12 protein-coding genes and 1 pseudogene are annotated in these 15,056 nt (G+C 75.4%); 6 read left to right on the top strand and 7 right to left on the bottom strand.

The features are described 5' to 3' along the window. Position 1: 1 nt before the first annotated feature. Both ICW24_RS02615 and ICW24_RS19860 read right to left on the bottom strand, forming a co-directional pair. Entirely contained in the window at positions 2–1,519 is a 1,518-nt protein-coding gene (locus tag ICW24_RS02615) for an amidohydrolase (RefSeq protein ID WP_226344136.1), read from the bottom strand. A gap of 700 nt (positions 1,520–2,219) precedes the next feature. Then, positions 2,220–3,050 (bottom strand): annotated as a pseudogene (locus ICW24_RS19860) (Lrp/AsnC family transcriptional regulator); the annotation flags it as partial. Here ICW24_RS19860 and ICW24_RS19555 point away from each other — a divergent pair. The 4 genes from ICW24_RS19555 (at position 3,022) to rocD (ending at position 6,944) form a co-directional block, all read left to right on the top strand. Continuing rightward, positions 3,022–3,807, top strand: coding sequence for a M20 metallopeptidase family protein (locus ICW24_RS19555; RefSeq protein ID WP_307781277.1), 786 nt, complete (start codon positions 3,022–3,024; stop codon positions 3,805–3,807). The pseudogene ICW24_RS19860 and the gene ICW24_RS19555 overlap by 29 nt on opposite strands. An 8-nt stretch (positions 3,808–3,815) precedes the next feature. Then, complete coding sequence (locus ICW24_RS19560) at positions 3,816–4,268, top strand: M20/M25/M40 family metallo-hydrolase (protein ID WP_307781278.1); 453 nt, start codon at positions 3,816–3,818, stop codon at positions 4,266–4,268. A 124-nt stretch (positions 4,269–4,392) separates the two neighbouring features. Continuing rightward, positions 4,393–5,607, top strand: a complete 1,215-nt coding sequence (locus tag ICW24_RS02630) for an MFS transporter (RefSeq protein WP_226344137.1) — start codon at positions 4,393–4,395, stop codon at positions 5,605–5,607. A 95-nt stretch (positions 5,608–5,702) separates the two neighbouring features. Beyond that, complete coding sequence (rocD, locus tag ICW24_RS02635) at positions 5,703–6,944, top strand: ornithine--oxo-acid transaminase (protein WP_226344138.1); 1,242 nt, start codon at positions 5,703–5,705, stop codon at positions 6,942–6,944. A 60-nt stretch (positions 6,945–7,004) separates the two neighbouring features. On the opposite strand, the gene ICW24_RS02640 is transcribed toward rocD, so the two are convergent. Beyond that, entirely contained in the window at positions 7,005–7,769 is a 765-nt protein-coding gene (locus tag ICW24_RS02640; RefSeq protein WP_226344139.1) for a TetR/AcrR family transcriptional regulator, read from the bottom strand. On the opposite strand from ICW24_RS02640, the gene ICW24_RS02645 reads away from it, so the two are divergent. Continuing rightward, the gene (locus ICW24_RS02645; RefSeq protein ID WP_226344140.1) at positions 7,753–8,499 is read left to right on the top strand and encodes a GAP family protein; all 747 of its coding nucleotides are present in this window, start codon (positions 7,753–7,755) and stop codon (positions 8,497–8,499) included. The two genes, ICW24_RS02640 and ICW24_RS02645, sit on opposite strands and share 17 nt — an antisense overlap. Positions 8,500–8,548: 49 nt before the next feature. Further along, a complete protein-coding gene (locus ICW24_RS02650) occupies positions 8,549–8,953 on the top strand; it encodes a hypothetical protein (RefSeq protein ID WP_226344141.1) in 405 nt (134 codons plus the stop codon). Between the two features lie 143 nt (positions 8,954–9,096). On the opposite strand, the gene ICW24_RS02655 is transcribed toward ICW24_RS02650, so the two are convergent. Genes ICW24_RS02655 through ICW24_RS02670 form a run of 4 tightly spaced genes read right to left on the bottom strand, consistent with a single transcriptional unit; the run spans position 9,097 to position 14,878 of the window. Beyond that, positions 9,097–9,948, bottom strand: a complete 852-nt coding sequence (locus ICW24_RS02655; protein WP_226344142.1) for an Fpg/Nei family DNA glycosylase — start codon at positions 9,946–9,948, stop codon at positions 9,097–9,099. Continuing rightward, a complete protein-coding gene (locus ICW24_RS02660; protein WP_226344143.1) occupies positions 9,941–10,972 on the bottom strand; it encodes an NAD-dependent epimerase/dehydratase family protein in 1,032 nt (343 codons plus the stop codon). The genes ICW24_RS02655 and ICW24_RS02660 overlap by 8 nt, the downstream gene beginning before the upstream one ends. 58 nt (positions 10,973–11,030) lie before the next feature. Next, positions 11,031–13,868 (bottom strand): alpha/beta fold hydrolase, encoded by a 2,838-nt coding sequence (locus ICW24_RS02665; RefSeq protein WP_226344144.1) that lies wholly within the window; start codon positions 13,866–13,868, stop codon positions 11,031–11,033. Then, positions 13,862–14,878: a 3-oxoacyl-ACP synthase III gene (locus ICW24_RS02670; protein ID WP_226344145.1), complete on the bottom strand. Its 1,017-nt coding sequence runs from the start codon at positions 14,876–14,878 to the stop codon at positions 13,862–13,864. The genes ICW24_RS02665 and ICW24_RS02670 overlap by 7 nt, the downstream gene beginning before the upstream one ends. Between the last annotated feature and the right edge of the window lie 178 nt (positions 14,879–15,056).

A 15,056-nucleotide genomic window follows, 5' to 3' on the forward strand; every position in this document is an offset into this window, starting at 1 on the left:
TTCAGGCGGAGAAGACGAGACGCCCGTCGACGACGGTGGCGCGCACGCCGCCGTCCCCGAGGGACCGCAGATGGCGGGCGGCGTCCGGGCCACCGGCGTACCGCAGCGGGTCGTCGGCGAGCACGACGACGTCGCCGACCGCCCCGACGGCGAGCGTGCCGCGGCCGTCGGTGCTCGCCGCGAGCGCCTCCGCCGTCGTCAGGGACTGCTCGGGATGCCACGGCCCGCGGTCGTCGCCGCTGCGGTGCACGGCCGCGGCCATGGCGAGCCACGGGTCCAGCGCCGCCACGGGCGCGTCCGAGCCGAGCCGGAGCTCGACCCCCGCGTCGTGAAGGGCGCGCAGCGGGAACGACCGCTCGGTGCGGTCGGCCCAGCACACGTCGCTCACGTCGCGGTCGTCGAGCAGGTGGGCCGGCTGGACGCTCGCGGCCACGCTCGTCCGCGCCATGCGCTCGACGTCGGGCCAGGTCACGAGTTGGGCGTGCTCGATCGTCCCGCGTGCTCCCGTGGCCTCGTAGGCGTCGAGCGCCTGGCCGACCGCCGCGTCGCCGATCGCGTGGAGCGCCACGGTGAGCCCCGCCGCGTGCGCCCTCCCCATGAGGTCGCTCACCTGCGCCGTCGTGAACCCCTCCTTGCCGCGCGGGAAGTCGAGCCCGGCCGCGTCGCAGTAGGGCTCGCAGCAGAAGGCCGTGCGGGTGTTGAGGGAGCCGTCCGAGATGATTTTCAGCGGGCCCATCGTCACGAGGCCGCCGAGCGGGTCGCCGCTGCGCAGCCCGGCGGCGATGACCTCGTCCAGGCGGTCGGGGTAGACGGCGGCCCGTACCCGCATCGTGTCCAGGCCGGCGGCGACGCGCTCCGGCCAGCGGGTGAAGGCGCCGTCGAACTCCAGGTCGACGACGCCGACGACCCCCATCGCGTGGGCGTCGGCGAGGAGCCCGGCCACCCCGGCCTCGGCGGCGTCCGTCACGCCGGGCAGCTCGCCGAGCCGGGCGAAGACCGGGAACCACTCGTCCTCGTCCATGGGGCCCGTCCGCGGCGGGAGGCCCAACAGGCGCAGGGCCCGCGAGTTGAGCCAGCCGTTGTGGCCGTCGCCGCTGACCGCGACGACCGGGTGCGCCCCGCTCACCGCGTCGAGGGCGGCGACGGTGGGCGGCTGCGACCACAGGGCGCTGCGGTGCCCCCAGGCCACGACCGCCACCTCCGGGTCGTCGAGGGTCGCGAGATGGGCGGCGACGAGGTCGACCGCCTCCTGCGGGCCCCGCGCCGGGCCGAGGTCGGGTCGCACCCGCTGCGCGGCGGCCTGCGCCGAGTGGACGTGGTGGTCCCACAGCCCGGGCAGGGCGAACCCGCCGGCGCCGTCGAGCTCCGGCAGACCGTCGGCCGCCAGGTCCGGCCCGATCTCGACGACGACGCCGTCGACGATCCGGACGTCGACGAGGCCTGGGGGCGCCGGATCGGAGAGCGCGACCACGCGCACGTCGCGGACGAGCAGACCACGGGCGAACGACGCTGCGGTCATGACGACTCCTCTGGGGGTGAGTGCGAACCCGCGGAGGCCCGCGCCTCGCGGGCACCGTGGTGTCGTCGACCACCAGGGTTGACGACGTCCGGCCCGGTCGACACAGCGAACACCCCGGATGTCGTGGATGAGATCCGGGTCGCCGACGGCGGGGGTCCGTGGTGCCCCCACCGTAGTGCGCGGCCGGGCGTGCGGGGTCGCCGGCTACGCGTCGAACGGGCCGTGCACACGGCCGGTCGATCGGCTGCGACGGAGTAGGCGAGTCGAGTCCCGTCGGTCGTCGATGACCGGTCACCCGCCCACGGGGTCTGCCCCGCGAGGACCGCCAGGGGCCGCGGAGCCGCGGACGCCACCCCGAGAGCGGCGGGGAGGGCGTGGGGTGCCCTGGTGATACACCCCACGCCGATGCCTTCCGCGCGTCACACGTCGCGACGTCCAGCTCCCGGGCGACGAACTGTTCTTCGCCAACGTCCCCCACCGAGTCGTGGAACGCGTTGACCCCGCCCAGCGACCGGGCCAGCACGGAGAACACGACGTTCGTCTCGCCCGTGACGACGAGCGCGAGCCGCACCTGGTCGAGCGAGGCCAGCAGGGCCAGGGTCCGGGGCAGGTCGGCGGGCGCGACGGACACGAACCACGTCGAGGTGAGCGGCCACTGCGCGGCCTCGTGCGCCACGTCGCAGCGGAAGGTCACGACGTCCGAGGCGATGAGCTGGTCGAGGCGGCGCCGCGTCGTGGCCGCCGTCCAGCCCGTGCGGCGGGCCACCTCGGCGACGGGGACGCGGGCGTCGCGCCGCAGCTCGGCGACGAGCCGGTCGGCCCCCGGCGGCGGCGCCGGACGCCGGGCCGGCCGCGCCGGGACGAGCGCGGCGACGGCCTCCCGCTGCTCGCGGTCCAGCCCGCCGGACCTCCAGTCGCTGCCGCCGCGCACGACCTGCCGGACGACGTGGGAGCGGACGCGGGTCACCCCGTCGTGGGCGGGGAGGTCGTCGAGCAGGGCCCTCCGCAGCGCCGCGAGGTCGCCCTCCATGACGGTGACGAAGAACTCGCCCTCGGACGACTCGTCCACGCCGACGACCCGGGGGTCGGCGACGAGCCGTTCCCTCAGCCGCAAACGCGCGGCGGGGACGGCCTCGAGTCGCGCCACCCCCGTGACGTCGCCGGTCACGGCCTGGTTCGCGTGCACGGTCGACCAGGCCAGGCCGGAGTCGACGAGCCGCCGCCAGCGCGCCGCCAGCGCGGACTCGGACACGCCCAGCGCGGGCGCGAGGCGGGCCCAGGAGGCCCGCGGGGCGATCTGGAGCACGTGGACGAGCTGGAGGTCGATCTCGTCGAGTGTCGCCATGTGCACGAATCCGCTCCGGCCGGGGCCCGGCCTGAACGATTCAGGTCGTCGGGACGGATATTCGCACACATCACCGGCTCGGCGGCAGCCTCGAGCCGGCCTCGGAACACTGGCGGGAACCACGACGCACCCCGCGCCGACGACGAAGGAGTCCTCAATGCCGGTGTCCCACGATGCCCTGGCCATCGCAGGCGACCTCGTCGAGCTCCGCCACGACCTGCACGCCCACCCCGAGATCGGGTTGTCGCTGCCCCGGACGCAGGAACGCGTCCTCGCCGGTCTCGGGGGCCTCGGGATCGAGACGTCGACCGGGGTCGGGCTCAGCTCGGTCACCGGCGTCCTGACCGGCACGCGTCCCGACCGCCCCGCGGACGCCCCCGTGGTCCTCCTCCGCGCGGACATGGACGCGCTGCCCGTCCACGAGGACAGCGGCGTGCCCTACGCCTCCCGGGTCCCCGGCGCGATGCACGCCTGCGGCCACGACCTGCACACGGCGATGCTCGTGGGGGCGGCCCGCATCCTCGCCGCGCGGCGGGACGAGCTGCCCGGCGACGTCGTCCTCATGTTCCAGCCCGGCGAGGAGATGCACGACGGCGCGGCCCTGATGATCGCCGAGGGCGTGCTCGACGCCGCCGGCCGCCGCGCCGACGCCGCCTACGGGATGCACCTGTTCTCCTCGGGCTTCCCGACCGGGCGGTTCGTCGCCCGGCGGGGCCCGATGCTCGCCGCCGCGGACGGTCTCGAGGTGACCGTGATCGGGCGCGGCGGGCACGGCTCCGCGCCCCACCAGGCGCTCGACCCGGTCCCCGTCGCCTGCGAGATCGTCCTCGCGCTGCAGACGATGGTCACGCGCCGGTTCGGCCCGTTCGAACCCGTCGTCGTCGGGGTCGGCAGCCTGCACGCCGGCGAGGCCCCCACGTCATCCCCGAGACCGCGCACCTGACGGCCAGCGTGCGGACCTGGTCGCCGGAGGTCCGCACGCGCTTCCGCGAGCACGCCGCGACCCTCGCGAGCTCCATCGCCGCCGCCCACGGCCTGCACGCGGAGGTCCGTCACATCGACGGCTACCCCGTCACCGTCACCGACCCCGACGAGACCGACTTCGCGGCCGGCGTCGTCCAGGGCCTCCTCGGCGACGACGCCTTCGCCCACCTGCTCGACCCCCTGACCGGGTCGGAGGACTTCTCCCGCGTGCTCGAACGGGTGCCGGGATCCTTCGTCGGCCTGGGCGCCACCGGGGCGGGCCGCGACCCGGCCACCGCCCCCTTCAACCACTCGGCCCACGCCACCTTCAGCGACGACGTCCTGCCGCTCGGCGCGGCCGTCTACGCCCGACTCGCCCTCAGCCGGCTCGACGTCCTCGCACGTCGCAGCCCCGTCTCCACCGACCGGAGCCCGTCATGACCCGCAGCCCGCACGCCGACCCGCCCTCACCGGCCGCCACCTCCACCTCGGCCCCTCCGGCCGCGCCCGCCGCGTCCCGCGGCCGCCACACGCTGGTCGGGACGGGGATCGGCAACGCCATCGAATGGTTCGACTGGAGCATCTATTCGAGCTTCGCCCCGTTCTTCGCCGCGAGTTCTTCGTCGCGACCGATCCGCTGTCGGCGTTCCTGTCAACGCTGGCGGTCTTCGCCGTCGGCTTCGTCGGCGGGCTCCTCTTCGGCCGCATCTCGGACCGCCGGGGACGCAAGACCTCGCTCGCGCTCACCGTCGGGCTCGGAGCGGCCGCCAGCCTGCTCATCGCCGTCGCCCCCACGTACCTCATGGTGGGAGCGCTCGCGTCGGTCGTCCTCGTCACGGGCCGCATCCTGCAGGGGCTGGCCCACGGCGGCGAGCAGCCGGCGGCGCAGGCCTACCTCGCTGAGGCGGCCCCGCCGGCGCGACGCGGCCTGTGGTCCACCCTCATCTACTTCTCGGGGACCATCGGCGCCAACGTCGGGCTCGTCCTCGCGACGGTGCTCTCGGCGCTGCTCGGCCGCGAGCAGATGACCTCCTGGGGCTGGCGCATCGCCTTCGTCGTCGGCGCCCTCGGCGGCCTCGTCGCGCTGTGGATGCGCGCCCGGATGAGCGAGACCGAGGCGTTCACCCGGATCGAGAAGGCGCCGGCGCGGGTCTCGCTCGCCCGCGAGATGTGGGCCCACCGCGGGGCGTCCCTGCAGATCATCGGCATGACCGTCGGGCTCACCGTGTCGTACTACCTGTGGGTCGTCGCGGCCGCCTCGTACTCGATCGTCGTCCTGCGGGCCGACCCGACGACGACGCTGCTCGCGAGCGTCGCCGCCAACACGGTGTTCCTCCTGTGGCTGCCGTTCTGGGGGATCCTCTCCGACCGCATCGGCCGCAAGCCGGTCCTGCTCATCGGCATCGTCGGGCTCTTCGTCACGTGCCTGCCCCTGTCGGGGATGATCGACGGGAACCCCCTGCGCCTGTTCGTCGTGCTGAGCATCGCGCAGTTCTTCGTCGCCGCGCCCTGCGCGATCACCCCGGCCGTCATGTGCGAGATCCTCCCGACGCGGATCCGCACGATCGGCGTGGCGCTGCCGCTGTCGGTGGCCGTCGCCGTCTTCGGCGGCACGAGCCTGTACCTGCAGACGTGGCTGACGCGCTCGTTCGGACCCGACGCCTTCGCCTACTACGTCATGGCCCTGCTCCTCGTCAGCGCGGTCACCATCCTCACCCTCCCCGAGACCCGGGGCCGGATCCTCGGCGAGGACCGCGACGACGTCCGCCCCAACCCCTGACGGAAACCGGCCGCCCTCGGTCATGCTGAGGGTGGTCGGGTCCGCCCGCGAACCACGCCCGGCACCCAACCGAGCAGATGTGAAGGAGTACGTGCATGACCACAGCGCAGGAGTCGACGATCACGACGCGCGCCGACGGGCCCGCCCGCGAGCACATCGACCTGGTCGAGACCTACGCCGCACACAACTACCACCCGCTCGACGTCGTCATCAGCCGCGGCGAGGGCGCCTGGGTGACCGACGTCGAGGGGCGGCGCTACCTCGACGCGCTCGCCGGCTACTCGGCCCTCAACTTCGGCCACTCCCACCCGCGCCTCGTGGAGCGGGCCAAGAACCAGCTCGACCACCTCACGCTGACGAGCCGCGCGTTCCACAGCGACCAGCTCGGACCGTTCGCCCGGGACCTGGCCGCCCTGACCTGCAAGGACATGATCCTGCCGATGAACACCGGCGCCGAGGCCGTCGAGACGGCCCTCAAGGTGGCCCGGCGGTGGGGGTACGACGTCAAGGGCGTCGCCGCCGACCAGGCGAACATCGTGACGATGGCCGGCAACTTCCACGGCCGCACGTCGACGATCGTCAGCTTCTCGACCGACGAGGACGCCCGCCGCGCGTACGGCCCGTACATGCCCGGGTTCCGCGTCGTGCCCTACGGCGACGTCGCCGCGATCGAGGAGGCGATCGACGCGAACACCGTCGCCGTCCTGCTCGAGCCCATCCAGGGCGAGGGCGGCGTCCTCATCCCGCCGGACGGCTTCCTGCGCGAGGTGCGCGAGCTGTGCTCGCGGCGTTCGGTGCTCATGGTCGCCGACGAGGTCCAGTCGGGCCTCGCGCGCACCGGCCGGACCTTCGCGTGCGATCACGAGGACGTGGTGCCCGACGTCTACGTCATGGGCAAGGCCCTCGGCGGCGGCATCATGCCCGTGTCGGCGATCGCCGCGAACCGCGACGTGCTCGACGTCATCACCCCCGGTTCGCACGGCTCGACCTTCGGCGGCAACCCCCTGGCGTCCGCCATCGGCCACGAGGTGGTCGCGATGCTCGCCACCGGCGAGTTCCAGGAGCGCGCCGCGCAGATGGAGCAGATCCTGCGCCCCGGGCTGGAGGAGCTCACGGCCCACGGCGTCGTCGCGGTCCGGGTGCGCGGCGCGTGGGCCGGGTTGGACGTCGACCCGGCGCTCATGACCGGCTACGAGCTGTGCCGCCGGATGGCCGACCGGGGTGTCCTCGCCAAGGACGCGCACGACTCGACGATCCGCCTCGCCCCGCCGCTCGTCGCCTCCGACGAGGACCTGAGCCTGATGATCGACGTCGTGCGGGACTCGCTCACGGCCTGAGCCGACCCGCGCCGCTCACACCGCCGCGGGGCGCGGGACTCCTCCCGCGCCCCGCGGCGCTCACGTGGCGGCGGTGGCGTCGACGAGCACGCAGCGGACCGCGGCGGCCAGCGCCTCGGCGGGCCACTGCTCGGGGTAGGTCGCGGCCTGCAGGCTCAGGCCGTCGACGGCGACGTGGACGCGGTCGACGGCCGCCTCGAGGGCCGGGTCGAGACGCGCGTCGAGGTCGGTCGGCAGGGGCGCGCCGCGCACGTCGGCCACGGCGGTCCGGCAGACGAGCCGCTCCCCCACCCAGCCCGAATGCCGCAGCTCGTCGAGGCCCCGGTCGACGCGGGCGCGGGTCATGAACGCGAGCCAGACGAGCACCTCCACGGTGCGCTCCTCGTCCATCGGCAGGAGCTGCTCGAGCGCGCGGCAGGCGCGGTCGAGGCGCTGCTCCGGGTCGCCCCGGCCCACGTGCGCGCCGTTCCCTCCGCCGTTCCCGCCGGGCTGCAGGGCAGCGGCGTACAGCGCCACCACCCGGTCCCCCACGCGCTGGGCCATGACCTGCGCCGCGAACAGCAACAGCTCGGAGTGGGTACCGAAGTAGTGCCGCACGGCCCCCATCGACCACCCGGACTCGGCGGCCACCGCCCGCACCGTCGCCGCCTCGATCCCCTCGCGGCCGACGAGGCGCCACACGGCCCCGGCGAGCTCCTCGCGGCGGGCGGCGTGATCGACGATCTTCGGCATGGGGCCTTTATAGCACAGTTGCGCTTTCTTTATTTTAGTGCGATCGTGCTGAATAACCCCCACGAGGAGAACCCCGATGATGTCGCTCGCCACCCCGCTCACGCTCGCCCCGCTCGCCGGGCTCGCGCTCGTCGACAGCACGAGCTTCGGCACCCTCGGCGTGCCCGTCGTCCTCCTCGCCCGCGGCCGCGTCCACGTGCGGGCGCTGCTCGGCTACCTCGCGACCATCGCCGCGTTCTACTGGCTCGTGGGCGTGGGTCTCGTCCTCGGCGCCGGCGCCCTGCAGAGCCTTCTCGCCGGCGCCGGCGACAACCGGGCCCTCGCGTGGGCCCAGCTCGTCGTCGGCGTCGCCCTCTTCGCCGCGAGCTGGCTGTTCGACGGCACGCGCGCCGCGGCCCGCCGCGAGCGTCGCGCCGCGGCGGGGGGCGGCCCGAACCGGCGCGAGCGCTGGACCGACGCCCTCGTCGGGGACGCGCCCCGGCCGGCCGTCGTCGTCGGGGTCGCGCTCGCCGCCGGACTCGTCGAGGTCGCGTCGATGCTGCCCTACCTCGGCGCCGTCGGGATCATCACGCAGTCGGCTCTCACTCCGGCGGGCGTGGCCGCCGCGCTCGCCGCGTACGTGGGCATCATGATTGCCCCCGCGCTCGTCCTGCTCGGGCTGCGCCTCGTGGTGGCCCGCGCCGTCGAGCCGCTCCTGCTCCGCCTCGGCGCGTGGTTGTCACGCAACTCCGACGAGATCCTCGGCTGGGTGCTCGGCATCGTCGGCTTCCTCCTGGCCGCCGACGCGGCCGGCCGCCTCGGCCTCGTCCACCTCCTGGGGTGACCTCCTGGGATGACCGGCCCGGGGCGGGGCCGCGACCTACACTCGGGCCATGTCCGACTCCGCCGCCTCGGCCGCCGCCCGCCTCGTCGCGGCGGCGGCGTCGGGGGAGCTCGAACGACTGTGCCACCGCGAGGGCGTCGACCTGGTGGTGCAGTTCGGGTCATCGGTGGACTCCAGGGCCCCGGGCGACGTCGACGTGGCGGTGGGCCTTACACCCCGAGCCGACCTTATCGCCGTGGTCAACGCCCTGGCCGACCTCGTGCCCGGCGACCACCTCGACGTCATGGACCTCGACCGCGCCGGGCCGGTGGCCCGGCATCGTGCTCTCGTCGGCGGCCGGGTGCTCTTCGCCGCGACCCCCGCGGCCTTCTTCGAGCGTGAGCTCTGGGCCATGCGGGAGTACATGGACACCGCCCCCCTGCGGCGGGCCCTGCTGGAGCATCTCGCGCGATGACCGACGTCACTCACGAGTATCTGCGCGTGGACCGGGGCGTCGTGGCCGACTCGGTGCCGCAGGCGTGCGAGGGGTACCGCGAGTACGTCCGGCAGGTCGCCCGGGCCGTGCGCTGACCGTCTCCTACACGGTCTTCGGCCGGATCAGACCTGCTCCTGCGGGCAGAACCACGTCGTGCGGCTGCCGACGGTGGCGCGGTCGAGGGCGGCGCCGCAGCGGGGGCACGTGCCCGCCTTCTTGCGGGCGGCGATGAACTCGCCGGTGTGCACGCCGCCCTGGGCGATCGCCGAACGGGTCGCGGCACCGAGGGCGTCGTGGAGCCGGTCGAGCTCGTCGGCGGTGAGCTCACCGGCCGCCCGACGCGGATCGAGACGGGCCTGCCACAGCGTCTCGTCGGCGAGGAGGTTGCCCACCCCGGCGAGCACGGCCTGGTCGAGCAACCGGGCCTTGACGGGGGCGCTGCCCCGGCCGACGCGCTCGGCGAACTCCTGCGCCCCGATGCGCTCGGCGTCGGGCCCGATGCCGTCGAGGTCGGGGTCGAGGCGCACCCGCCCGAGCCGCCGCTTGTCGAAAAGCCGCAGGGCGCCGCCGTCCTCGAACGTGAGGGTGAACCGGTCCCACTCCGCCTTGCGGCCGGGGGCGTCGGCGTCGAGGCCGTACCGCCCGCTGGGCGGGTCGCCGCCGGAGATCTGCTCCCCGTCGGGGCCGGTGATCATGACGCGGCCGCTCATGCCGAGGTGGATGCCGAGCACCGGGCCCTCACCCGCGTCGCCGCCGGCGTCGTCCCCGGGCAGCCCGGACGTCTCGCACCACATCGCCTTGCCGCGGCGGAAGGCGCCGGTGAGAGTTCGGCCCAGGAGCGCGTCACGGATCTGGCCCGGCGCGTGCGGGCGGCACTCGTAGGTGTCGGTGTCGTCGACGTCGGCGATGACGCGCCCCAACGCGGCCTGCTCGATGGCGGCGCGGGCACTCTCGACCTCGGGCAGCTCAGGCACGGTGGCCCCTCTCTCGCGCGTCCGGCGTGTCTGCGGCGTAGCTCGCGGCGAGGCGCCGCAGGCCCTCGTCGCGGCCGACCCGAGGAGCCCAGTCGAGGGCGGCGCGGGTGCGGCGCTGGTCGAACCAGTGGGCGGTGCTGAGCTGCTCGGCGAGGAACCGCGTGATCGGCGGGTCGGTCTCGACGTCGTGTCCGAGGCGGAGCGCCACCCCGATCCCGGCGTCGACGAGGGATCCCGCCGCGCGGGCGAGGCCGGAGGGGACGCGCCGACTCGGGCCGGTGGCTCCCCCGGCGCGGGCCCACGCGTCGAGGACCTCGCCGACGGGGCGGGGTGTCCCGTCGGTGACGACGTACGCCTCCCCCCGGGCCAGCGGGGCGCGGTCGAGCGCCTCGACGAGGGCGTCGGCGGCGTTGTCGACGTAGGTCGTGTCGATGAGCGGGGCGCCGCTGCCGATGATGGGCAGCCGGCCCGCGCGGGCGCGGCCGACGATGCGGCCGACGAGCTGGGTGTCCCCCGGCCCCCACACGAGGTGGGGTCGCACGGCGACGACGGCGAGGTCGACACCGTCCCGCGTCGGGCCGTCCGCCGCGAGGGCGATCCGCTCGCCGATCGCCTTGCTGCGGGAGTAGGGGCCGCGCGCCCGCTCGGGGTCGGCGGGGCCCGCCCCCTCCCCCGAGATCGACGACCCCGCGTGCGCGACCGACGGGCTGGAGACGTACACGAGCCGGCCCACGCCCTGCGCCGTCGCCGCCTCGACGACGTGGCGAGTGCCGCCGACGTTGACGCGCTCGTAGTCCGCCCACGGCCCGACGACGTTGACCTTCGCGGCGAGGTGGACGATCCCGTCCTGCCCCGCGACGGCCCGGTGGACGGCGTCGGGGTCGGCGACGTCGCCGAGGACCTCGCGCACGGGCAGCGACGACGACCGCCGCTGCAGGACGGTGACCTCGTCGCCGCGGTCGGCGAGCAGGCGGGCGACGGCGCCGCCGAGCATCCCGCTGGCCCCCGTGACGAGGACCCTCATCGCGCTCGTCCCGTCCGTGTCGCCGGGTGGGACGCGGCGACGGGACCACGAACGGGACTCACGGGGCCCCCACCCGCTGCCCGGCGAGCACGCGGGTGGCCCACGCGGCGACAGCGGTGCGGTCGACCTTCGACTCGTGCCGGATGTCGACGGGCACCCTCGGCGCGAGGAGCACGGCGGCCACGTCGAGACCGGCGGGTGCGGCCTCCCGGACGCGGGCGGCGAGGCTCGGCGGGGCGAGCCGCGGCGCGTGGCGGGCGAGGCCGGGCAGCCGCCTCGCGACGCGGGCGTGGTCCGGCTCGAGGACGAGGACGACGACGACCTGCTGGGCGCCCCGGGGGCCGACGCCGACGACCGTCGCGGACGCGACGCCCGGCAGCGTGCCGGCGGCCTGCTCGAGCCCGACCGGCGTCACCGGCCCGGCGGCCGTGTGCAGGACGTGGACGCGGCGACCCTCGACCCACAGGCGGCCGCGGCCGTCGAGGTGGCCGACGTCTCCGGTGCGGTGCACGCTCGGCGCGGGGCTGGTCTCGTGCTGGGTGGCCCACAACTGGTCGTAGCGGTCCTTGACGTGCGCGGCTCGCACGACGATCTCGCCGGTGACGCCCGGCTCGTCGGTGAGCGCGCCGTCGGGGTCGTCGGGGTCGGCCGGCAGGGGCGCGATCCGCACGTCGACGCCGGGCAGCGGCACCCCCACGCACACCCCGCCGGCGGGGCCGCCGTCGTCGCGCGAAGCCTCGATCTCCTCGAGGGTGATGTCGCTGACCGGGAGGGTCTCGGTCATCCCGTACGGCGTGTGCGGGACGGCCGCGGGCATGACCTCGCGCACGGCGCGCAGCAGCGACACGGGCACGGGAGCGCCCGCGCTCATCACGGCCCGCACCCGCCCCAGGGCGGTCCGCTGCTCGTCGGTCAGATCCGAGGCGGTACGCACGACGTTGCGCAGGGCGGCCGGGGAGGCGAAGACGACGGTGGCCTCCGCGGCGAGGACCGCGTCGGCAAGGGCCGCGGCGGACAGGGAGCCGGGCCGGGTCACGTCCATGTCGGGCACGACCGCGCCGATGCCGAGCGCGGGTCCGTACAGCGCGAACGGGGCGAAGGCGGCGACGAGCCGGTCGCCGGGCTCCAGCTCGTAGATGCCCCCGACGTGCCCGATCATCGTGCGCAGCCCGTCGGTGCGGTAGAGCACACCCTTGCTCGGGCCGGTGGCACCGGACGTGAAGAGCACGGCGCACTCGGCGTCGGGCTCGCGCTCCCGGAGCGGGCCCGGGCCGTCGTCGTGGGCGACGCGCTCCTCGTCGTCGCGGTCGATCCGACGCGCGGGGGTCTCGCTCCGACGCAGCTCGTCGAGTGTCGCGGTCACGCCGAGCGTGCGGCGCAGGGCTGGCGCGACGGGTCCGGCGACGATGCGGGCGCCGGGCACGCGCATCGCCGCGCACGCCGCGATGCCCTGGGCGATCCCGACGACGAACGCGGGTCCCGCGCCGCGCAGCGCCCGGCCCGTCGACGCGAGGCCGAGGCCGGCGTCGGCGACGACGATGACGGCGCCGACCCGCCAGGCCGCGTAGACGGCGACGGTGAGGTCGATGCCGGGCGGCACGAGAAGGGCGACCCGGTCGCCGTCGCGCATGCCGAGGCGGGCGAACCCGGCGGCGACCGCCGCGACGTCGGTCTCCAGCTCGGCGAACGACATCCGGCGGCCGGTGCGCATCTCGGTGACGCACAGCTCGTCGGGGGTGGCGGCGACCGCGTCGAGCAGGCCCTGCCACGGCACCTCGGCCGTGCCCACCGCGACCTCGGGCACCGGAGGCCGGCCGGCGAGGAACCCGTCGGTCGGCGCCGCGACGGCGGGCGGGCCCGACGCGGCGGCCGCCTCGCGCGGGGCCAGGGTGGGGGTGACGCGCTGCGCCACCCACGCCCAGATGTCGGCCGCCGAGCGGGGCGCGTCCTCGAGGACGAGGTGCGAGGCCGTCTCGTAGCGGTGGACGTCGGCGCGCGGGAGCCGGCGGCGCAGGTCCCGCAGGTGCGCCTCGGAGAAGACGGGGTCCTTCGGTCCGCGCAGGAGGAGCGCGGGGAACTCGGCCAACGCGCTCATGCCCGCGGCGACCCCGGCGAGCGTGGCGCGCGTGGGGTGCCCCTCCTCGAGGGGGATGTCGGCGACGAACGCGCCGACGGAGCCGCGGTCGGCGGCGGAGCCGTACGGCGCCGCGTAGGCGCGCGCCACCGCCGCGTCGGGCCGTGGCGACGAGACGGCCGTCGCGCCGCGGACGAAGGCGGGGGTGTCGACGCACGCCGCCCGCCAGGCCAGCGGGTGCCGGGCGAGGCGCAGCGCCGGGGGCAACCCGGCCGCGAAGTCGTGGTGCACGGCAGTGTTGGCGAGCACGATCCCGGCGACGCGGATCGGGTCGGCGGTCTCGCCCTCCCCCGCTCCGGAGGCGTCGTCGGCAGGAGGGTCGGCGGGAGCGTCGGCAACGGCGTCGGCGGCGAGGGGACGAGCGTGCCGCTGCGCCCACCCCGAGACGACCATGCCGCCCCAGTCGTGGCCGACGGCGACGACGGGACCGCGCACGTCGAGGGCGGCGGCGAGCCGGTCGAGGTCCTCGATGCGTTGGGCGAGGGTGCGGGTGGGGTCCGGTCCGAGGCGCTCGGAGTAGCCCATGCCGAGCTGGTCGACGGCGATCACGCGCCAGTCGTCCGGGGCGGCGGCGAGCACGCGGCGCCACAGGTAGCTCCACGTCGGGTTGCCGTGGACGCAGAGCATCGTCCCCACCGGTTCGCCCTGCGGGCGCCGCTCCAGGACGTGCCAGCGGCGGGGGACCCCGTCGGCGTCGGGCGCCTCCAGCTCGAGCGACCAGGAGGGGTCCAGCCCGGGCAGACCGGCCGGCGGCCTCACCATTCGATCTCGAGGAAGGCCGTGTTGAGGCCGGAGCCGATGCCCATGAGCAGGACGCGGTCGCCCGCGGAGTAGTCGGGCGCCACCCGGGCGAGGGTGAAGGGCAGGGCGGCCGGACCGATGTTGCCGAACGTCGGGATCGTCAGGGGGAACTTCTCCCGGGGCAGCCCCAGCGCCTGGCACAGGCTGTCGATGTGCGCGGTCGACGTCTGGTGCGCGACGTAGGCGTCCATGTCGGACCAGTCGAACGTCTGCTGGGCGTCGCGCCACGTCTCGATGGCGAGCCCGATGCCCTCGACGAACAGGCGCCGCCCGTCGGTGACCATCCCGTCCATGGAGCCGATGCACAGCTCGTGGTGCTCGCTGCCGGCGCGGGTGACGCCGCCGACGACGCGGTGGCCGCCCTCCGACGCCCGCCCGACGAGCACGCCGACGGCGCCCGACCCGAGCGTGAAGGTCGCGAAGGCGTCCTTGACGTCCTGCCGCGACGGGCTCCCGGCCACGAGGCGCGCGATCGTCGCCTCCTGCGGCCCGCGCATCCCCTCGGAGGCGACGACGAGCGCGTACTCGATCTGGCCGGCGTCGATCATCGTGCCGGCGACCTGGATCGCGTTGACGACGGCGAGGCAGGCGTTCGTGATGTCGAAGGCGATGCAGTTGCTGCGCAGCCCGAGCTCGTGGTGGACGCGCGCGGCGATGGCCGGCTCCAGGTGCGGGCGGGTGACCGAGGCGTTGACGACGAGGCCGATGCGGGAGGGGTCCACCCCCGTGCGCTCGAGGACGAGGCGCCCGGCGTCGACGGCGCCCTCGACGAAGTCCTTCTCCTTGGGCCACCAGCGGCGCTCGCGCACCCCGGCGAGCTCCTCGATCGCACCCGGCGACATCTTGACGCTCCGGTACACCGGGGCGAGCATCTCGTCGATCTCGTCGGAGGTGACCACCTCCGGAGCCTCGATCATCTCGACCCCGTGGATCGCGGTGTCGCGGGGGTGGAACGTCGCGTTGCCCGTCATGTCACGCCTTCCGTGTCGCCGCGGAAGCCGACTTGCCGCGTGCCCGATGTGCTCGTGTGTCCTGGTGCCGTTCCGTCGTGCGTCCGTGCGCGTTCGTGGCGCGTCGTCGCGCGTCGTGCCGGGAGCAGGCTACCCACTGTGCTACGGCGGCAACCCGGCGGCGTGGGCGCCCCCCGGC

Origin of the sequence: Agilicoccus flavus, from assembly GCF_014857905.1 — a bacterium.
GTDB classification, from domain to species: Bacteria; Actinomycetota; Actinomycetes; order Actinomycetales; family Dermatophilaceae; genus Agilicoccus; species Agilicoccus flavus.

What these genes read in the sequence shown, in the direction of transcription:
- ICW24_RS02615 (WP_226344136.1), bottom strand. Translation starts at nt 1,519, where the DNA reads ATGACCGCAGCGTCGTTCGCCCGTGGTCTGCTCGTCCGCGACGTGCGC.
- ICW24_RS19555 (WP_307781277.1), top strand. Translation starts at nt 3,022, where the DNA reads ATGCCGGTGTCCCACGATGCCCTGGCCATCGCAGGCGACCTCGTCGAG.
- ICW24_RS02630 (WP_226344137.1), top strand. Translation starts at nt 4,393, where the DNA reads ATGGTTCGACTGGAGCATCTATTCGAGCTTCGCCCCGTTCTTCGCCGC.
- rocD (WP_226344138.1), top strand. Translation starts at nt 5,703, where the DNA reads ATGACCACAGCGCAGGAGTCGACGATCACGACGCGCGCCGACGGGCCC.
- ICW24_RS02645 (WP_226344140.1), top strand. Translation starts at nt 7,753, where the DNA reads ATGATGTCGCTCGCCACCCCGCTCACGCTCGCCCCGCTCGCCGGGCTC.
- ICW24_RS02650 (WP_226344141.1), top strand. Translation starts at nt 8,549, where the DNA reads ATGTCCGACTCCGCCGCCTCGGCCGCCGCCCGCCTCGTCGCGGCGGCG.
- ICW24_RS02660 (WP_226344143.1), bottom strand. Translation starts at nt 10,972, where the DNA reads ATGAGGGTCCTCGTCACGGGGGCCAGCGGGATGCTCGGCGGCGCCGTC.
- ICW24_RS02665 (WP_226344144.1), bottom strand. Translation starts at nt 13,868, where the DNA reads ATGGTGAGGCCGCCGGCCGGTCTGCCCGGGCTGGACCCCTCCTGGTCG.
- ICW24_RS02670 (WP_226344145.1), bottom strand. Translation starts at nt 14,878, where the DNA reads ATGACGGGCAACGCGACGTTCCACCCCCGCGACACCGCGATCCACGGG.